General features: G+C 73.8%; 9 protein-coding genes. 4 read left to right on the top strand and 5 right to left on the bottom strand.

Annotated features, from left to right (window positions below; all coding sequences use genetic code 11):
- Positions 1-25 precede the first annotated feature (25 nt).
- The gene (gene pepN, locus ABFY07_RS11505; RefSeq protein WP_346174385.1) at positions 26-2,644 is read left to right on the top strand and encodes an aminopeptidase N; all 2,619 of its coding nucleotides are present in this window, start codon (positions 26-28) and stop codon (positions 2,642-2,644) included.
- Between the two features lie 190 nt (positions 2,645-2,834).
- Entirely contained in the window at positions 2,835-3,881 is a 1,047-nt protein-coding gene (locus ABFY07_RS11510; RefSeq protein ID WP_346174386.1) for a hypothetical protein, read from the top strand.
- 88 nt (positions 3,882-3,969) lie between these two features.
- On the opposite strand, the gene ABFY07_RS11515 is transcribed toward ABFY07_RS11510, so the two are convergent.
- Positions 3,970-5,697: a TIGR03767 family metallophosphoesterase gene (locus tag ABFY07_RS11515; protein WP_346174387.1), complete on the bottom strand. Its 1,728-nt coding sequence runs from the start codon at positions 5,695-5,697 to the stop codon at positions 3,970-3,972.
- A 391-nt stretch (positions 5,698-6,088) separates the two neighbouring features.
- Here ABFY07_RS11515 and ABFY07_RS11520 point away from each other — a divergent pair, with 391 nt between their 5' ends.
- On the top strand, positions 6,089-7,114 hold the full coding sequence (locus ABFY07_RS11520; RefSeq protein WP_346174388.1) for an aspartate-semialdehyde dehydrogenase: 1,026 nt from the start codon (positions 6,089-6,091) through the stop codon (positions 7,112-7,114).
- A gap of 119 nt (positions 7,115-7,233) precedes the next feature.
- On the top strand, positions 7,234-9,813 hold the full coding sequence (gene pepN / locus ABFY07_RS11525; protein ID WP_346174389.1) for an aminopeptidase N: 2,580 nt from the start codon (positions 7,234-7,236) through the stop codon (positions 9,811-9,813).
- A 267-nt stretch (positions 9,814-10,080) separates the two neighbouring features.
- On the opposite strand, the gene ABFY07_RS11530 is transcribed toward pepN (ABFY07_RS11525), so the two are convergent.
- The 4 genes from ABFY07_RS11530 to ABFY07_RS11545 form a co-directional block, all read right to left on the bottom strand.
- Entirely contained in the window at positions 10,081-11,055 is a 975-nt protein-coding gene (locus tag ABFY07_RS11530; protein ID WP_346174390.1) for an acyl-ACP desaturase, read from the bottom strand.
- A 240-nt stretch (positions 11,056-11,295) separates the two neighbouring features.
- On the bottom strand, positions 11,296-11,532 hold the full coding sequence (locus ABFY07_RS11535; RefSeq protein ID WP_065959399.1) for a hypothetical protein: 237 nt from the start codon (positions 11,530-11,532) through the stop codon (positions 11,296-11,298).
- On the bottom strand, positions 11,529-13,808 hold the full coding sequence (malQ, locus tag ABFY07_RS11540; RefSeq protein WP_346174391.1) for a 4-alpha-glucanotransferase: 2,280 nt from the start codon (positions 13,806-13,808) through the stop codon (positions 11,529-11,531). The genes ABFY07_RS11535 and malQ overlap by 4 nt, the downstream gene beginning before the upstream one ends.
- On the bottom strand, positions 13,808-14,086 hold the full coding sequence (locus tag ABFY07_RS11545; RefSeq protein WP_065959403.1) for a hypothetical protein: 279 nt from the start codon (positions 14,084-14,086) through the stop codon (positions 13,808-13,810). The genes malQ and ABFY07_RS11545 overlap by 1 nt, the downstream gene beginning before the upstream one ends.
- Positions 14,087-14,389: the final 303 nt, after the last annotated feature.

Consider the following 14,389-nt stretch of genomic DNA (forward strand, 5'->3'; position numbering starts at 1 on the left):
GAGACGATGACGAGGGAGCCGCGTCTTGCCCGGCGAGAACCTGACCCGTGACGAAGCCCGAGAGCGCGCGCGGCTGCTGGCCGTGGACGCGTATGAGGTGGCGCTCGACCTGCGGTCCGCGGTCGGGGAGCCCTCCGGCGACGGGCCCCGCACCTTCCGCTCGACCACCACGGTGCGCTTCCGCTGCGCCGAGCCCGGGGCGGGGACCTTCATCGACCTCGTCGCGCCGGAGGTCACCGCCGTGCGGCTGAACGGCCGGGAGCTCGACCCGGCGGCCGTCTTCGACGGCGCGCGGATCGCCCTGGACTCCCTCGCGGGGGAGAACGAGCTGGTGGTGGACGCGCAGTGCGCCTACAGCAGGACCGGCGAGGGGCTGCACCGCTTCGTGGACCCCGAGGACGGCCAGGTCTATCTGTACACGCAGTACGAGCCGGCTGACGCCCGCCGGGTCTTCGCGAACTTCGAGCAGCCCGACCTCAAGGCCCGCTTCACCTTCTCGGTGACCGCCCCGGAGGACTGGACCGTGCTGGGCAACGGCGCGGCGGCCGCGGTGGAGCCGGCGGGCGCCGGCGGCGGGTTCGCCACCACCCGCTTCGCGCCGACCGAGCCGATCTCCACCTACATCTCGGCGGTCGTCGCCGGCCCGTACCACTACGAGCGGGACCACTACAGCCGCGCCCTGCCGGACGGCTCCACCCTGGAGATCCCGCTGGGCGCGCTGTGCCGGGCCTCCCTCGCCAAGCACTTCGACGCGGACGACATCTTCACCGTCACCAAGCAGGGCCTGGACTTCTTCCACGACCACTTCGACTACCCGTACCCCTTCGGGAAGTACGACCAGGCCTTCGTGCCCGAGTACAACCTGGGCGCGATGGAGAACCCGGGCTGTGTGACCTTCCGGGAGGAGTTCGTCTTCCGCGGCAAGGTCACGCAGGCCTCGTACGAGCACCGGGCCAATGTGATCCTCCACGAGATGGCCCATATGTGGTTCGGCGACCTGGTCACCATGGAGTGGTGGGACGACCTGTGGCTCAAGGAGTCCTTCGCCGACTTCATGGGCGCCTTCTCGCTCGTCGAGGCGACCCGCTTCACCGACGGCTGGATCACCTTCGCCAACCGCCGCAAGGCCTGGGCGTACCGCGCCGACCAGCTTCCGTCCACCCACCCGGTCACGGCCGACATCCGCGACCTGGAGGACGCCAAGCTCAACTTCGACGGGATCACGTACGCCAAGGGCGCCTCCGTGCTCAAGCAGCTGGTCGCCTACGCGGGGCGGGATGCCTTCCTGGAGGGCGCGCGCCGCTACTTCAAGCGCCACGCCTACGGAAACACGCGCCTGGGCGATCTGCTGTCGGTGCTGACCGAGACCTCCGGTCGGGACATGACGGCCTGGTCCCGGGCCTGGCTGGAGACGGCCGGGGTCAATGTGCTCACCCCGCAGGCCACCTATGACGCGGCCGGCCACATCACCGAGCTGTCCATCGTCCAGGACGCCGCCTCCCCGGAGCACCCGACGCTGCGCCCGCACCGGGTCGCCGTCGGCCTCTACCGCAGGACCGGCGCCACCGCGGGCGAGCCCAGCGCGCTGGTGCGCTACGCCCGGGCCGAGGTGGACGTGGACGGCCCGCGCACGGTGGTGGCCGAGCTGACCGGGGCCGAGCGGCCCGATCTGATCCTGGTCAACGACGACGACCTCACGTACTGCAAGGTCCGCTTCGACGAGGTCTCGCTGGACACCCTGCGCGGCCACCTGGGCGAGCTGACCGACCCCCTGGCGCGGGCGCTGTGCTGGTCCGCCCTGTGGAACCTGACGCGTGACGCGCTGATGCCCGCCCGCGACTTCCTGGCCCTGGTGGAGCGCTTCGCCGGGGCGGAGACCGACATCGGCGTGCTCCAGATGGTCCAGGCGTGGGCCCAGTCCGCGCTCCAGCACTACGCGACCCCCGACTGGCGCGAGGAGGGCGGCCTGCGGGTCGCCGAGAGCGCGCTGCGCGAGCTGCGGCGGGCCGCGCCGGGCAGCGGCCACCAGCTGGCCTGGGCCCGGTTCTTCGCCCAGACCGCCGCCACCGAGCTGGACCAGCGGCTGCTGCGCGGCCTGCTGGACGGCACGGCCGGGGTCGACGGGCTGGATGTCGACCAGGAGCTGCGCTGGACGTTCCTGGCCTCGCTGGCCGCCCAGGGCGCGGCCGACGCCTCGCTGATCGCCGCCGAGCTGGAGCGCGACGACACCGCCTCCGGCAAGCGCCACCAGGTGCGCTGCCTGGCCGCCCGGCCCTCGGCCGAGGTCAAGGCCGAGGCGTGGGCGGCGGTCGTGGACTCCGACGCGCTGTCCAACGCCCTGGTGGAGGCCACCATCGCGGGCTTCGCCCAGCCGTCGCAGGCGGAGCTGCTCGCGCCGTACGCGGAGCGGTACTTCTCCGTGATCGAGCGGGTGTGGCGGGAGCGGTCGATCGAGATCGCGATGTCGATCGTCCGCGGGCTGTTCCCGGGGCAGGGCGACACGGCGACCCTGGAAGCCGCCGACGCCTGGCTGGCCGGCCACCCCGACGCCCCGCCCGCGCTGCGCCGGCTGGTCCTGGAGGCGCGGGACGACCTGGCCCGGGCGCTGCGCGGACAGGAGTGCGACGCGCGCTCGGCCGCCTGACGGAGCCGGCCGACGGAGCCGGCGGACGGACCCGCCTGACGGAGCTGTCCGGCGGAGCTGTCCGGCGGAGCCGTCCGGCAGAGCGCTTTCGGCAATCGAACTCCCGTACTTTAGTGCGGTGTTGTCCCTGTTTGTCGACGAGTGTGTCACAGCGGTTAGCGGGCCGGGCGGGCCCGGGAATGGCGGAGGCATGAACTCCGACACCCCGCTCTCGCCCCGCCCGCTGCACCACCTCGTGGACGGCGGGCGAAGCGTTCTGACGAGTCATCAGCTCCGTGAGCACGGTGTGACGGCGGCGGAGGCCGCCGAGCGCTGCCGTCCCGGCGGGCCCTGGCAGCGGATCCTGCCGGGCGTCCATCTGCTCCACCCCGGCCCCGCCACCGGCGAGGAGCGGCTGTGCGCGGCGCTGCTGTACGCGGCCGGCCGCGAGCGCGCCGGCGCCACGGACGGGGCGGGCGCGGCGGGCGGGGCCCCCGGGGCGGGCGAGCCCTACGGCGAGGCCATGATCACCGGACTGGCGGCGCTGGCCCTGCACCGCTTCTCCGCCGCCCCCTCGCTGCGCTCCCTGGACCACGTCGACGTACTCGTACCGCGCTCGCGGCGGCTGCGCTCCACCGGCTATGTGCGCTTCGTCCGGGCCACCGCCCTGCCCTGCCCCCGCCGGATCACCGGCCTGCCGACCGCCCCCGCCGCCCGCGCCCTCGCCGACGCGGTGGGCCGGCTGCCCGACCCCGTGGCCGTACGCCGGGTGCTGGTCGAGGCCGTGCGCCACGGGCATTGCGAGGCGTCGGCCGTCGTGCGGGAGCTGAGCCGGGCCCGGCTGCTGTCCCGGCCGCACGTCGTGGACGCCGTGGACGCGCTGCTGGCCGAGGGGCGGGCCCTGGCCGAGGGCCTGCTGTACGAGATGGTGCGCGGACACGCGCTGCCCGAGCCCCTGTGGAACGTCGAGCTGCGGCTGCCCGGCGGCTCCCTGCTGGCCGGCGTGGACGCCTACTGGCCGGCGCAGGCCGTGGCGCTGGAGATCGACGCGCGCACGCCCCGCCGTGGCGCGACCGCCCCGCTGGGCGGCTTCACGCCGGGGGGCGAGCACATGGAGCGGATGGGCATCACGGTCGTGCGCGTCACCCCCAGGAAGCTCCGCGAGTGCCCGGAGGCGCAGGCGGCGGTGGTCCGCACGGCGCTGATCGCGGCGGTCGACCGCGAGCCGGCGCCCTATGTGGTGATCCGGCCCCGCTGAGCGGCGGGGCTGCGAGGGCGGCCCTGAGCGGCCGGGCTGTGAGTCGCGGGGCCGTGGGCGGCGGGCCCGGGGCGGCCGGGCCCGGGGCTCATGGCTTGCGCAGCAGCAGCTCGGTGTTGCGGTCGCCCGGGTCGCCCGCGAGGGCCTGGCTGCGCCCCGGGGCGTTGTAGGACAGCTCGCGGTAGAGCGCGGCGAGGCCGGTCTGGGACAGGTCGGAGTGGTCCGTGCGGCGCGGCGCGGCCGACTCGACGAGGGTGGTGAACAGCGACAGCGTCCCGTCGTGGTTGTCCACCACCTCGATCACCCGGGCGAGCTGGGGGAAGTCCACGTGGGAGGCGGTGGTGATCTCCCAGAAGGTGCCGCGCGGGGTGATCTCGTTCTTGTGGCTGTGGCCGTTGATCCACGCCAGCACCTGGGGGTGGCGCTTGAAGAGGGCCACGATCTCGTCGCCGCCGTGCCGGGCCTCCCCGGGGCGGGCCGGGTCCCGGTTCAGGTTGTCCATGCTGCGGCTGTAGTGGTGGCTGAAGACCAGGATCCGGTCGTCCTTGTGGGCCTTCAGGGTGCGCTCCAGCCAGCGGAGCTGCGCGGTGCCCAGCGACCCGGTGTAGTGGCCGCCCGGGTCGGTGGTGTCCAGGCTGATGCCGAGGACGTCGTCGGAGATCCGGAACGAGTAGTAGCAGGTGTCCTCGTCGAGGTTCGCCTTGGTGTACCCGTGGCCGACCGGGCCGGGGCCGGTGTGGGCCGGGTCCAGGTGGGCGGCGAGGAAGTCGCGGCGGGTGAAGGGCGCGCGGCGCTCGTCGGGGGTGACGGTGCGCATGTCCTTGGCGTGGGCGCGCAGCAGCTCCTTCATGACCTTGCCCGTGGGGTCGCCGCCCTTGCGCTCGTCCTTGAAGCGCTCCGCGGCCTCGGCGGCCGGGATGATCTGGAGCTTGCGGCTGCCGGTGGCGAGGTCCGCGAAGTAGTTCCCGCCGAAGGAGTAGACGCCGCCGGCCAGGTCGTCGTGGTTGCCGATGGTCGAGTACCACGGCAGCCGCAGCCCGGGGCTGTTGACGGTGCGCAGCGCGGCCTGGAGGAAGCCGTCGACGCGCGGGAAGCCGAGCTGCTTGTCGGCGTCGCGCAGCGCGCTCTCCGGGTGCCAGAAGGCCTTGATCCCGCTGTTCTGCACGCCCTCGTAGTGGCGCGGGTCGCCCGTGTTGGGGGTGATCCGGCCGCCGTTCATCACGCCCAGGAACCAGTCCAGCTCGATCCGCGCGTTGTTGTCGGTGTTGTCGCCGGTGGTCATGACGAAGGACAGCGGGGAGCCGGTGGCCGGCCCGCCGCGCAGGCCGTTGACCCGCTCGACCAGGGACGCGGCGCCGACCACGGTCAGCGCCTCGTGGGGCCGCCAGGAACCGGGCCGCCCGGCGCGCAGGAACTCGTAGCGCAGCGGGTGCTGCACATCGGTGAGGTGCAGGTCCGTGACCTGCACGAAGGAGGCGAGCGTGGTGCGCCGGGCCTCCCGGCCGCTCTTGGCCCCGGCCAGCTCGGTGCGCACGGTACGGGCCCAGGCCGGGCCGTCGCCGAGCCGGCGGTAGGAGCCGGCGCCGCGCGGGGCGGAGAAGGTCTCCAGCGTGGTCCCGGCGGTCGAGGGGAGCGCGGGGGCGGTGGCGACCCTGCGGCCGGCGGCGCGCACCTGGGCGGGCTGGGAGGCGGTGGCCGAGCCGCTGCCGGGCCCGAAGGCGAGCCCCAGGCCGGTGGCGGCACTGGCGGAGGCGGCGGCGACGAGGAGAGCGCGGCGGTCGAGGGCGGTGGAGGCGGCGGACCGTATGCGGGACATGCGGGATCTCCCCGAGTGGATGCGCGGCAGCGGTCGGGCAGCGGGCTGCCCTGTCACCTGGGATCGTTGGCAGCCGGGGTGACCTGCGAGTTAACGATGCGGCAACGCCCGCCGCCGAAATACGCACGTGGATCTTGGCGGGAGCGAACGGTCATCCCGCACTCCGCCGCCGGAATTCCGCCGCTCACCCGGAGTTCACCGGGGCTGGGAACCCCGGCAGAACCCGGGGCGGGGCGTGTGCGCCGTGTGCGCGCGGCGTACGCCCGGCGCGGAAGCGTCCCGAGGTCCGGACAATGGATTGGACAAGGCCGCCGGGGCCACCCGCATGATGGGGGCACGCCGGGCCCACAGCGGCCCCCAGCAGCAGGCACGGAACATGAAGGAGCGCGTCGTGAGGATCGGAATCGTCGGAGCCACCGGCCAGGTCGGCGGGGTCATGCGCAAGATCCTCGCGGAGCGGGACTTCCCGGTCGAGGAGCTGCGCCTGTTCGCCTCGGCCCGCTCCGCCGGGCGGACGCTCCCCTGGCGGGACACCGAGATCGCCGTCGAGGACGCGGCCACCGCCGACTACTCGCGGCTGGACATCGCGCTGTTCTCCGCGGGCGGCGCCACCTCCCGGGCGCTGGCGCCCAAGGTGGCCGCGGCCGGCGCCGTCGTGATCGACAACTCCTCCGCCTGGCGGATGGACCCCGAGGTGCCGCTGGTGGTCTCCGAGGTCAACCCGGACGCCGCCGCGCACCGCCCCAAGGGCATCATCGCCAACCCGAACTGCACCACCATGGCCGCCATGCCGGTGCTGCGCCCGCTGCACGAGGAGGCCGGCCTCACCGCCCTGGTCGCCACCACCTACCAGGCCGTGTCCGGCTCGGGCCTGGCCGGGGTGGAGGAGCTGGACGGGCAGGTCCGCAAGGTCGTGGACGGCGCGCCCGCGCTGACCCACGACGGGTCGGCCCTGGAGTTCCCCGAGCCCGCCGTCTACAAGCGCCCCATCGCCTTCAACGTGCTGCCGTTCGCGGGCAACCTCGTGGACGACGGCCGCTTCGAGACGGACGAGGAGCAGAAGCTCCGCAACGAGTCCCGCAAGATCCTCGGGATCCCCGACCTGAAGGTCTCCGGCACCTGCGTCCGCGTCCCCGTCTTCACCGGCCACTCGCTCCAGGTCAACGCCCGGTTCGCGAACCCGCTGAGCGTGGCCCGCGCCTACGAGCTGCTGGAGGGCGCCCCGGGCGTCGAGCTCTCGGAGATCCCCACCCCGCTGCAGGCCGCCGGCAAGGACGCCAGCTACGTGGGCCGCATCCGGGTGGACGAGACGGTGGACCACGGCCTCGCGCTCTTCCTGTCCAACGACAACCTCCGCAAGGGTGCGGCGCTCAACGCGGTGCAGATCGCGGAGCTGGTGGCGGCCGAGCTCGCTTGAGCACCGCCGTTCCGGGCACCTGAGGGGCGCACCCGCGGCGCCGGGCGGATTATCGCGGGCGACCGACCGGCCTTGCGTGGAAGGATGGCCGAAACGTCGTATGCGAAGGAGATGCCCAGGTGCCTGGAACGAACCTGACCCGCGAAGAGGCGCAGCGGCGGGCCCGGCTGCTCACCGTGGACTCGTACGAGATCGAGCTGGATCTCTCGGGCGCGCAGGAGGGCGGCACCTTCAGGTCGGTCACCACGGTGCGCTTCGAGGTGGCCGAGGCGGGCGCGGACTCCTTCGCGGACCTGGTCGCCCCCACCGTGCACCAGGTGGTGCTCAACGGGTACGAGCTGGACCCGGCGGAGGTCTTCGCGGACTCCCGGATCGCGCTGACCGGTCTGCGGGCGGGGCGCAACGAGCTGCGGGTGGTCGCGGACTGCGCGTACACCAACACCGGCGAGGGCCTGCACCGCTTCGTCGACCCGGTGGACCAGCAGGCCTACCTCTACACGCAGTTCGAGGTGCCGGACGCGCGCCGGGTGTTCGCGAACTTCGAGCAGCCGGACCTGAAGGCCACCTTCCAGTTCACCGTGACGGCGCCCGAGGGCTGGACGGTGATCTCGAACTCGCCGACGCCGGAGCCCAAGGACAACGTCTGGCGCTTCGAGCCGACGCCGCGCGTCTCGACGTACATCACCGCGCTGATCGCGGGGCCGTACCACAGCGTGCACAGCAGCTGGGAGGGCGAGGGGCGGTCGGTGCCGCTGGGCATCTACTGCCGCCCCTCGCTCGCCGAGTTCCTGGACTCGGACGCGATCTTCGAGGTGACCCGGCAGGGCTTCGACTGGTTCCAGCAGAAGTTCGACTACGCCTACCCGTTCGCCAAGTACGACCAGCTCTTCGTGCCGGAGTTCAACGCGGGCGCGATGGAGAACGCGGGCGCGGTCACCATCCGCGACCAGTACGTGTTCCGTTCCAAGGTCACGGACGCGGCCTATGAGGTGCGCGCGGAGACCATCCTCCACGAGCTGGCCCACATGTGGTTCGGCGACCTGGTCACCATGGAGTGGTGGAACGACCTGTGGCTGAACGAGTCGTTCGCCACCTACACCTCCATCGCCTGCCAGGCGTCCGCCCCCGGCAGCAGGTGGCCGCACGCCTGGACCACCTTCGCCAACTCGATGAAGACCTGGGCCTACCGGCAGGACCAGCTGCCGTCCACCCACCCGATCATGGCCGAGATCCGCGACCTGGACGACGTCCTGGTCAACTTCGACGGCATCACGTACGCCAAGGGCGCCTCCGTCCTCAAGCAGCTCGTCGCCTACGTCGGCGAGGAGGAGTTCTTCAAGGGCGTCCAGGCGTACTTCAAGCGCCACGCGTACGGCAACACCCGGCTGTCCGACCTGCTCGGCGCGCTCGAGGAGACCAGCGGCCGGGACCTGAAGACCTGGTCGAAGGCGTGGCTGGAGACGGCGGGGATCAACGTCCTGCGGCCCCGGATCGAGACCGACGCCACCGGCACGATCACCTCCTTCGCGGTCCACCAGGAGGCCCCGGCCCTGCCGCCCGGCGCCAAGGGCGAGCCACTGCTGCGCCCGCACCGCGTCGCGATCGGCCTGTACGACCTCGACAACACCGGCAAGCTGGTGCGCACCGACCGCCTCGAGGTGGACGTGGACGGCGAGCTGACCCCCGTGTCCGCCCTGGCCGGCCGCAAGCGCCCGGCCGTGATCCTCCTCAACGACGACGACCTGTCGTACGCGAAGGTGCGGCTCGACGCCGACTCGCTGGCCGTGGTCACCGAGCACCTGGGCGACTTCGAGGCGTCCCTGCCGCGCGCCCTGTGCTGGGCCTCGGCCTGGGACATGACCCGCGACGGCGAGCTGGCCACCCGCGACTACCTCTCGCTGGTGCTCTCCGGCATCCCCAAGGAGTCGGACATCGGCGTCGTTCAGTCGCTGCACCGCCAGGTCAAGGTCGCCCTCGATCTGTACGCGGCCCCCGACTGGCGCGAGACGGGACTGGCGCGGTGGACCGAGGCCACCTTGGACCACCTGCGGGCCGCCGCCCCCGGCAGCGACCACCAGCTGGCCTGGGCGCGGGCCTTCGCCGACACCGCCCGCACCGACGAGCAGCTCGACCTGCTGGCGGGGCTGCTCGCGGGCACCGAGACCATCGAGGGCCTGGCCGTCGACACCGAGCTGCGCTGGGCCCTGCTGGAGCGGCTGGCCGCGACCGGCCGGGCCGACGAGGAGGCGATCGCCGCGGAGCTGGAGCGGGACCGCACCTCGGCGGGCGAGCGCCACGCCGCCACCGCGCGCGCCGCGCGGCCGACGCCGGAGGCGAAGGCCGAGGCGTGGGCGTCGGTCGTGGAGGACGACAAGCTGCCCAACGCGGTGCAGGAGGCCGTCATCCGCGGCTTCGTTCAGACCGACCAGCGCGAGCTGCTGGCCCCGTACACCGAGAAGTACTTCGCCGCGGTGAAGGGGGCCTGGGACACCCGCAGCCACGAGATGGCGCAGCAGATCGCGATCGGGCTCTACCCGAACGTCCAGGTCTCGCAGGAGACCCTGGACGCCACCGACGCCTGGCTGGCCTCGGCCGACCCCAGCGCGGCCCTGCGCCGCCTGGTCACCGAGTCCCGCGCGGGCGTCGAGCGCGCCCTCAAGGCCCAGGCGGCGGACGCGCGGGCGGCCGGGGGCCGCTGACCCACGCGGCGGCCGAGGGGCGGCTCAGGGGTCCCCCGCCCCGTCCCTCGGCCGCTTCTCGAACCGAACCGGGGCAGGCGTGCCGGGCCCCAGCCGCCGCGCGGCCGCGGCCGCGCAGCGCCACGCGGTCGGCGGCGCGCGACCGACCCGGGCTTCCCCGCCCGGACGGGCCGGAAGCTCCGGGATGAGCGATGGGCGGGGCCGGGGCCGGGGGTGGAGCCCCGCGGGGGGCCGGCCCCGCCGGGGCCGGGTCGGCCCGCCGCCGCGTCAGACGCGCGCGGCGCGGGCCGCGCGGCGGGCGAGCATCGCCTCGCGGCGCTCGTCGAACTTCGTGGCCTGGGCGTCCAGGCCGCCCATGTACAGCCCCAGCTCCTCCTGCGCCTTGAGCCCCTCCCCGCTGAGCCCGGAGATCTCCAGGACCTTGAGGAAGCGCAGCACGGGCTGCAGGACGTCGTCGTGGTGGATGCGCAGGTTGTAGATGCCGCCGATGGCCATCTGCGCGGCGGCCCGCTCGAACCCGGGGATGCCGTGTCCCGGCATGCGGAAGCCGACGACCACGTCGCGGACGGCGCACATGGTCTGGTCGGGCGCCAGCTCGAACGCCTTCCCCAGCAGGTTCCGGTAGAAGACCATGTGCAGGTTCTCGTCGGTGGCGATGCGGGCGAGCATCCGGTCGCAGACCGGGTCGCCGGAGTGGTGGCCGGTGTTGCGGTGGGATACGCGGGTGGCGAGTTCCTGGAAGGCCACGTACGCCACGGAGTGCAGCATGCTGTGGCGGTTGTCGGACTCGAAGCCCTCCGACATGTGGCTCATCCGGAACCGCTCCAGCTCGACCGGGTCGACCGCGCGGCTGGTGAGCAGGTAGTCGCGCATGACGATGCCGTGCCGGCCCTCCTCCGCCGTCCACCGGTGGACCCAGGAGCCCCAGGCCCCGTCGCGGCCGAAGAGCGTGGCGATCTCGTGGTGGTAGCTGGGCAGGTTGTCCTCGGTGAGGAGGTTGACCACGAGCGCGATCCGGCCCACCTCGCTGACCTTGGACTGCTCGGGCGCCCATGCCTCGCCGCCCATCACGCCGTCGAAGTCGCGGCCTTCGCTCCACGGCACGTACTCGTGGGGCATCCACTCCTTGGCGACCTTCAGATGCCGGTTGAGCTCCGCCTCGACGACCTCTTCGAGGGCGTACAGCAGGCGGCTGTCGCTCCATACGGCCTGACCGTGACGGCGGGAGGGGGCAAGGGTCACAGCGGCTCCTGGGGGGCGTTGTGCGATGTGTTACCTACGGCTGCGTAGGTTCGACCTACGGATCCGTAGGTTACGACACCGTAGGTTAAAGCGAAAATAAAGGGCCCCACGCGGCGGGAGAACGCGGGGGGCCGGTGTCCGGTGACGCGCGGGCGCGGACAGGCGCGGATACGACGAGGGCGCCCGCCGGCCCATGGCCGGGGGCGCCCTCGTTTCACGGCGTCGTCGCGTCAGTTCATGTCAGTCACTGCGCTTGCGGCTCTTGTCACCGATCATCACCAGACCGGCGATGACGGCGAAGAGGACAAGGGGAGTGACGACGTAGAGGCCCAGCGTCTCGGCGACGCTCAAGCCCGGACCCGGGTCGTCACCGTCGTCGCGGAACGCGAACGCGGGGGACGACACCATCAGCATCGCCGTCGTCGCGGCGACGATGGCACCGGCGCGCACGGCGTTCTTTTTGACCTTGTTGCTCACGGACTCACGGTATCGGACGCCCTCGCGCCCCGCGTGCCCGGGGTGGGCTTGATCCCGCGCCCGCTCTCGGCCCCGGGTGGCGCCGCCCGCGTGACCTCGCCCATCAGGGCGTGCAGCCGGGGCGAGGCGACCAGATCCTCCAGTGACACCGGGCGCCCGGTGGCGTCCGCGATGGGCAGCCGCCAGTTCGGATACTGGTCCCAGGTCCCGGGGAGGTTCTGCGGGCGCCGGTCCCCCACCGTGTCCGGCAGCCACACCCCGACCAGCTTCGCCGGGGTGCGCAGCAGAAAGCGGTGGACCGCCTTCACCGCCCCCTCCTCGTCGTCCGGCCCCTCCGGGAGCAGCCCCAGCCGCCCCAGCAGCGCCAGCCACTCCGCGACCTCCACCGCGTCCTCGGCCCGCTCGCGCTCGAGCGGGCGGGTGAGCAGGCCCAGCCGGTGCCGCAGCTCGACATGGTCGCCGGTGAGGCGGGCGGCGGTGCTCGGCAGGTCGTGGGTGGTGGCGGTGGCCAGGCAGTCGGCGCGCCACTCCTCGGGCGCCAGCGGACGGGCCCGGGCGGGCGCGGCACCCGCGCCCTCCCCCGGCTCGCTCTGCTCCCCCGGCTGACTCTGCTCGCTCTGCTCTCCGCTCGGGTGGGCTCCGCTCGCCTCGCCGTCCGCGCCGTCCGCGCCGCCCCCGCCGTTCGCGCCGGTGTAGTCCCGTTCGAACCACAGCACCGACGTGCCCAGCACCCCCCGCTCGGCCAGCGCCTCCCGCACCCCCGGCTCGACCGTGCCCAGGTCCTCGCCGATGACCACCGCCCCCGCGCGGTGCGCCTCCAGCGCGAGCACGCCGAGCATGGCCTCCGCGTCGTAGCGGACGTAACAGCCCTCGGTCGGCTCCCGCCCCTCCGGCACCCACCACAGCCGGAACAGGCCCATCACATGGTCGATGCGCAGCGCGCCCGCGTGGCGCAGCAGCCCGCGCAGCAGGTCGCGGTAGGCGGCGTAGCCCGTGGCGGCCAGGGCGTCCGGCCGCCACGGCGGCAGCCCCCAGTCCTGGCCGCGGGAGTTGAACGCGTCCGGCGGCGCGCCGATCGACATCCCGGACGCGAAGACGTCCCGCAGCGCCCAGGCGTCGGCACCCGAGGGGTGCACCCCGACCGCCAGGTCGTGCACCAGGCCGATGGCCATCCCGGCGTCAAGCGCGGCGCGCTGGGCGGCGGCCAGCTGCGCGTCCGTCAGCCAGGCGAGCCAGCAGTGGAAGTCGACCCGGTCCAGGTGCTCGCCCCGGGCGCGGGCGACGGCGGCGGAGCCGGGGTCGGCCAGCCCGACCGGCCAGGCGCGCCAGGCGGGGCCGTGGATCTCGGCGAGCGCGCTCCAGATCGCGTGGTCCTCGAGGGCCTGGCCGCGCTCGGCCAGGAAGTCGCAGTAGGCGGCCCGGCGGCCGGGGCTGAGCGGCACGGTCCGTACCAGCTCCAGGGCCTCGCGCTTGAGCGCCCACACCGCGTCCCGGTCGATCAGCGCGCCCTCGTGGAGCACGGCGGCGCGCAGCGCGGCTGCCCGGTCCAGCAGCTCGTCGACGCGCTGTCGGGCGGGGCCGCGCAGATGGGCGTATTCGGGCACGTCCTCGACCCGCAGATGGACCGGGTCGGGGAAGCGGCGGGAGGAGGGGCGGTACGGCGAGGGGTCGGTGGGCTCGGCGGGCGTGCCGGGCAGGGCCGCGTGCAGCGGGTTGAGCTGGAGGAACCCGGCGCCCAGCGCCCGGCCCGACCAGGCGGCGAGGTCGGCCAGGTCGCCGAGGTCGCCCATGCCCCAGGACCGCGCGGACAGCAGGGAGTAGAGCTGGACGAGGAAGCCGTGGCTGCGCGCCGGAGGGGCGGGCATCCGGCCGGGGGCGACGATCAGGGTGGCGGTGGCCGAGCGGCCGTCGGGGGCCTGGGCCCGCACGGTGTGGCTGCCCGGGGGGAGACCCGGGGGCGCCGGGCCGTCGGCGCCGGGCCGCCAGTCGAGCACCGCCCCGTCCTCGGTCTCCACCCGCAGCGCGGTGCCCTCGGGCAGCCGTAGACGCGGCGGCCTGCCGGGGCGGGCCACCACGCACGGGGGCAGCAGCCGGGAGCGCTCCTCGCGGTCGTACCGCTCCAGGGCGGCCCGCACGGCGTCGGGGGTCGAGGCGTCCACGCCGAGCGCGGCGAGCACGGCGACGACGGTCTCGTCGGGCACCCGTACGGTGCGCCCGGGGGCGGGCTCGTAGGAGGTGGCGACGCCGTGCAGCTCGGCGAGCCGCGCTCTGCCCATCAGTACTCCATCGGCTCCATGCCCGCTCCCGGGCCGAACGCGGCGGTGGTCGGCTCGCTCGTCAGCCGCGGTTCGGCGGCGAGCGGAGGCTCACTGGTGAGGGGGGCCAGGTCGGCGGGCGCGGGCTCGCTGGTGAGCGGCGCCTCCGCGTACGGTCCGGAGCCGGACCCCTCGAGGCCGCACAGGCCGCAGTCGGGGTGGGAGACCCCGGCGAACGGGTCCGGCTCCGGCATGGGTTTGGAGAGGGCGGAGAGCAGAAGCTGAGCTGACGCGGCCACACGGGCCTCCGGGGGTGTCGGCAGTGGGTCAGGGGCAGGCCTACCCAATAAGGGCGGCCGCAGACGTAACCGGTCCCCTAACGTGCCCCAGGTCACATTTCTTTGAGGCAGGCGATTTCACGGCCGTGAGGGGTCCGGGGCACACAGCTTACTGACCGACCGGGCCTTCCGGCGTCAGACTTGCGGAGCCCGCACCCCGCCGCCCGCCCCGCCGCCGCCCCTCTGCCGTGGGGCTTCACTGCTCACCTCGCGACAGCCCCACCACGGCATTACCGGCACTTCGGTCACCGCCGTTGACACCCT

Source organism: Streptomyces sparsogenes subsp. cuspidosporus, from assembly GCF_039532705.1.
Taxonomy (GTDB): domain Bacteria; phylum Actinomycetota; class Actinomycetes; order Streptomycetales; family Streptomycetaceae; genus Streptomyces; species Streptomyces sparsogenes.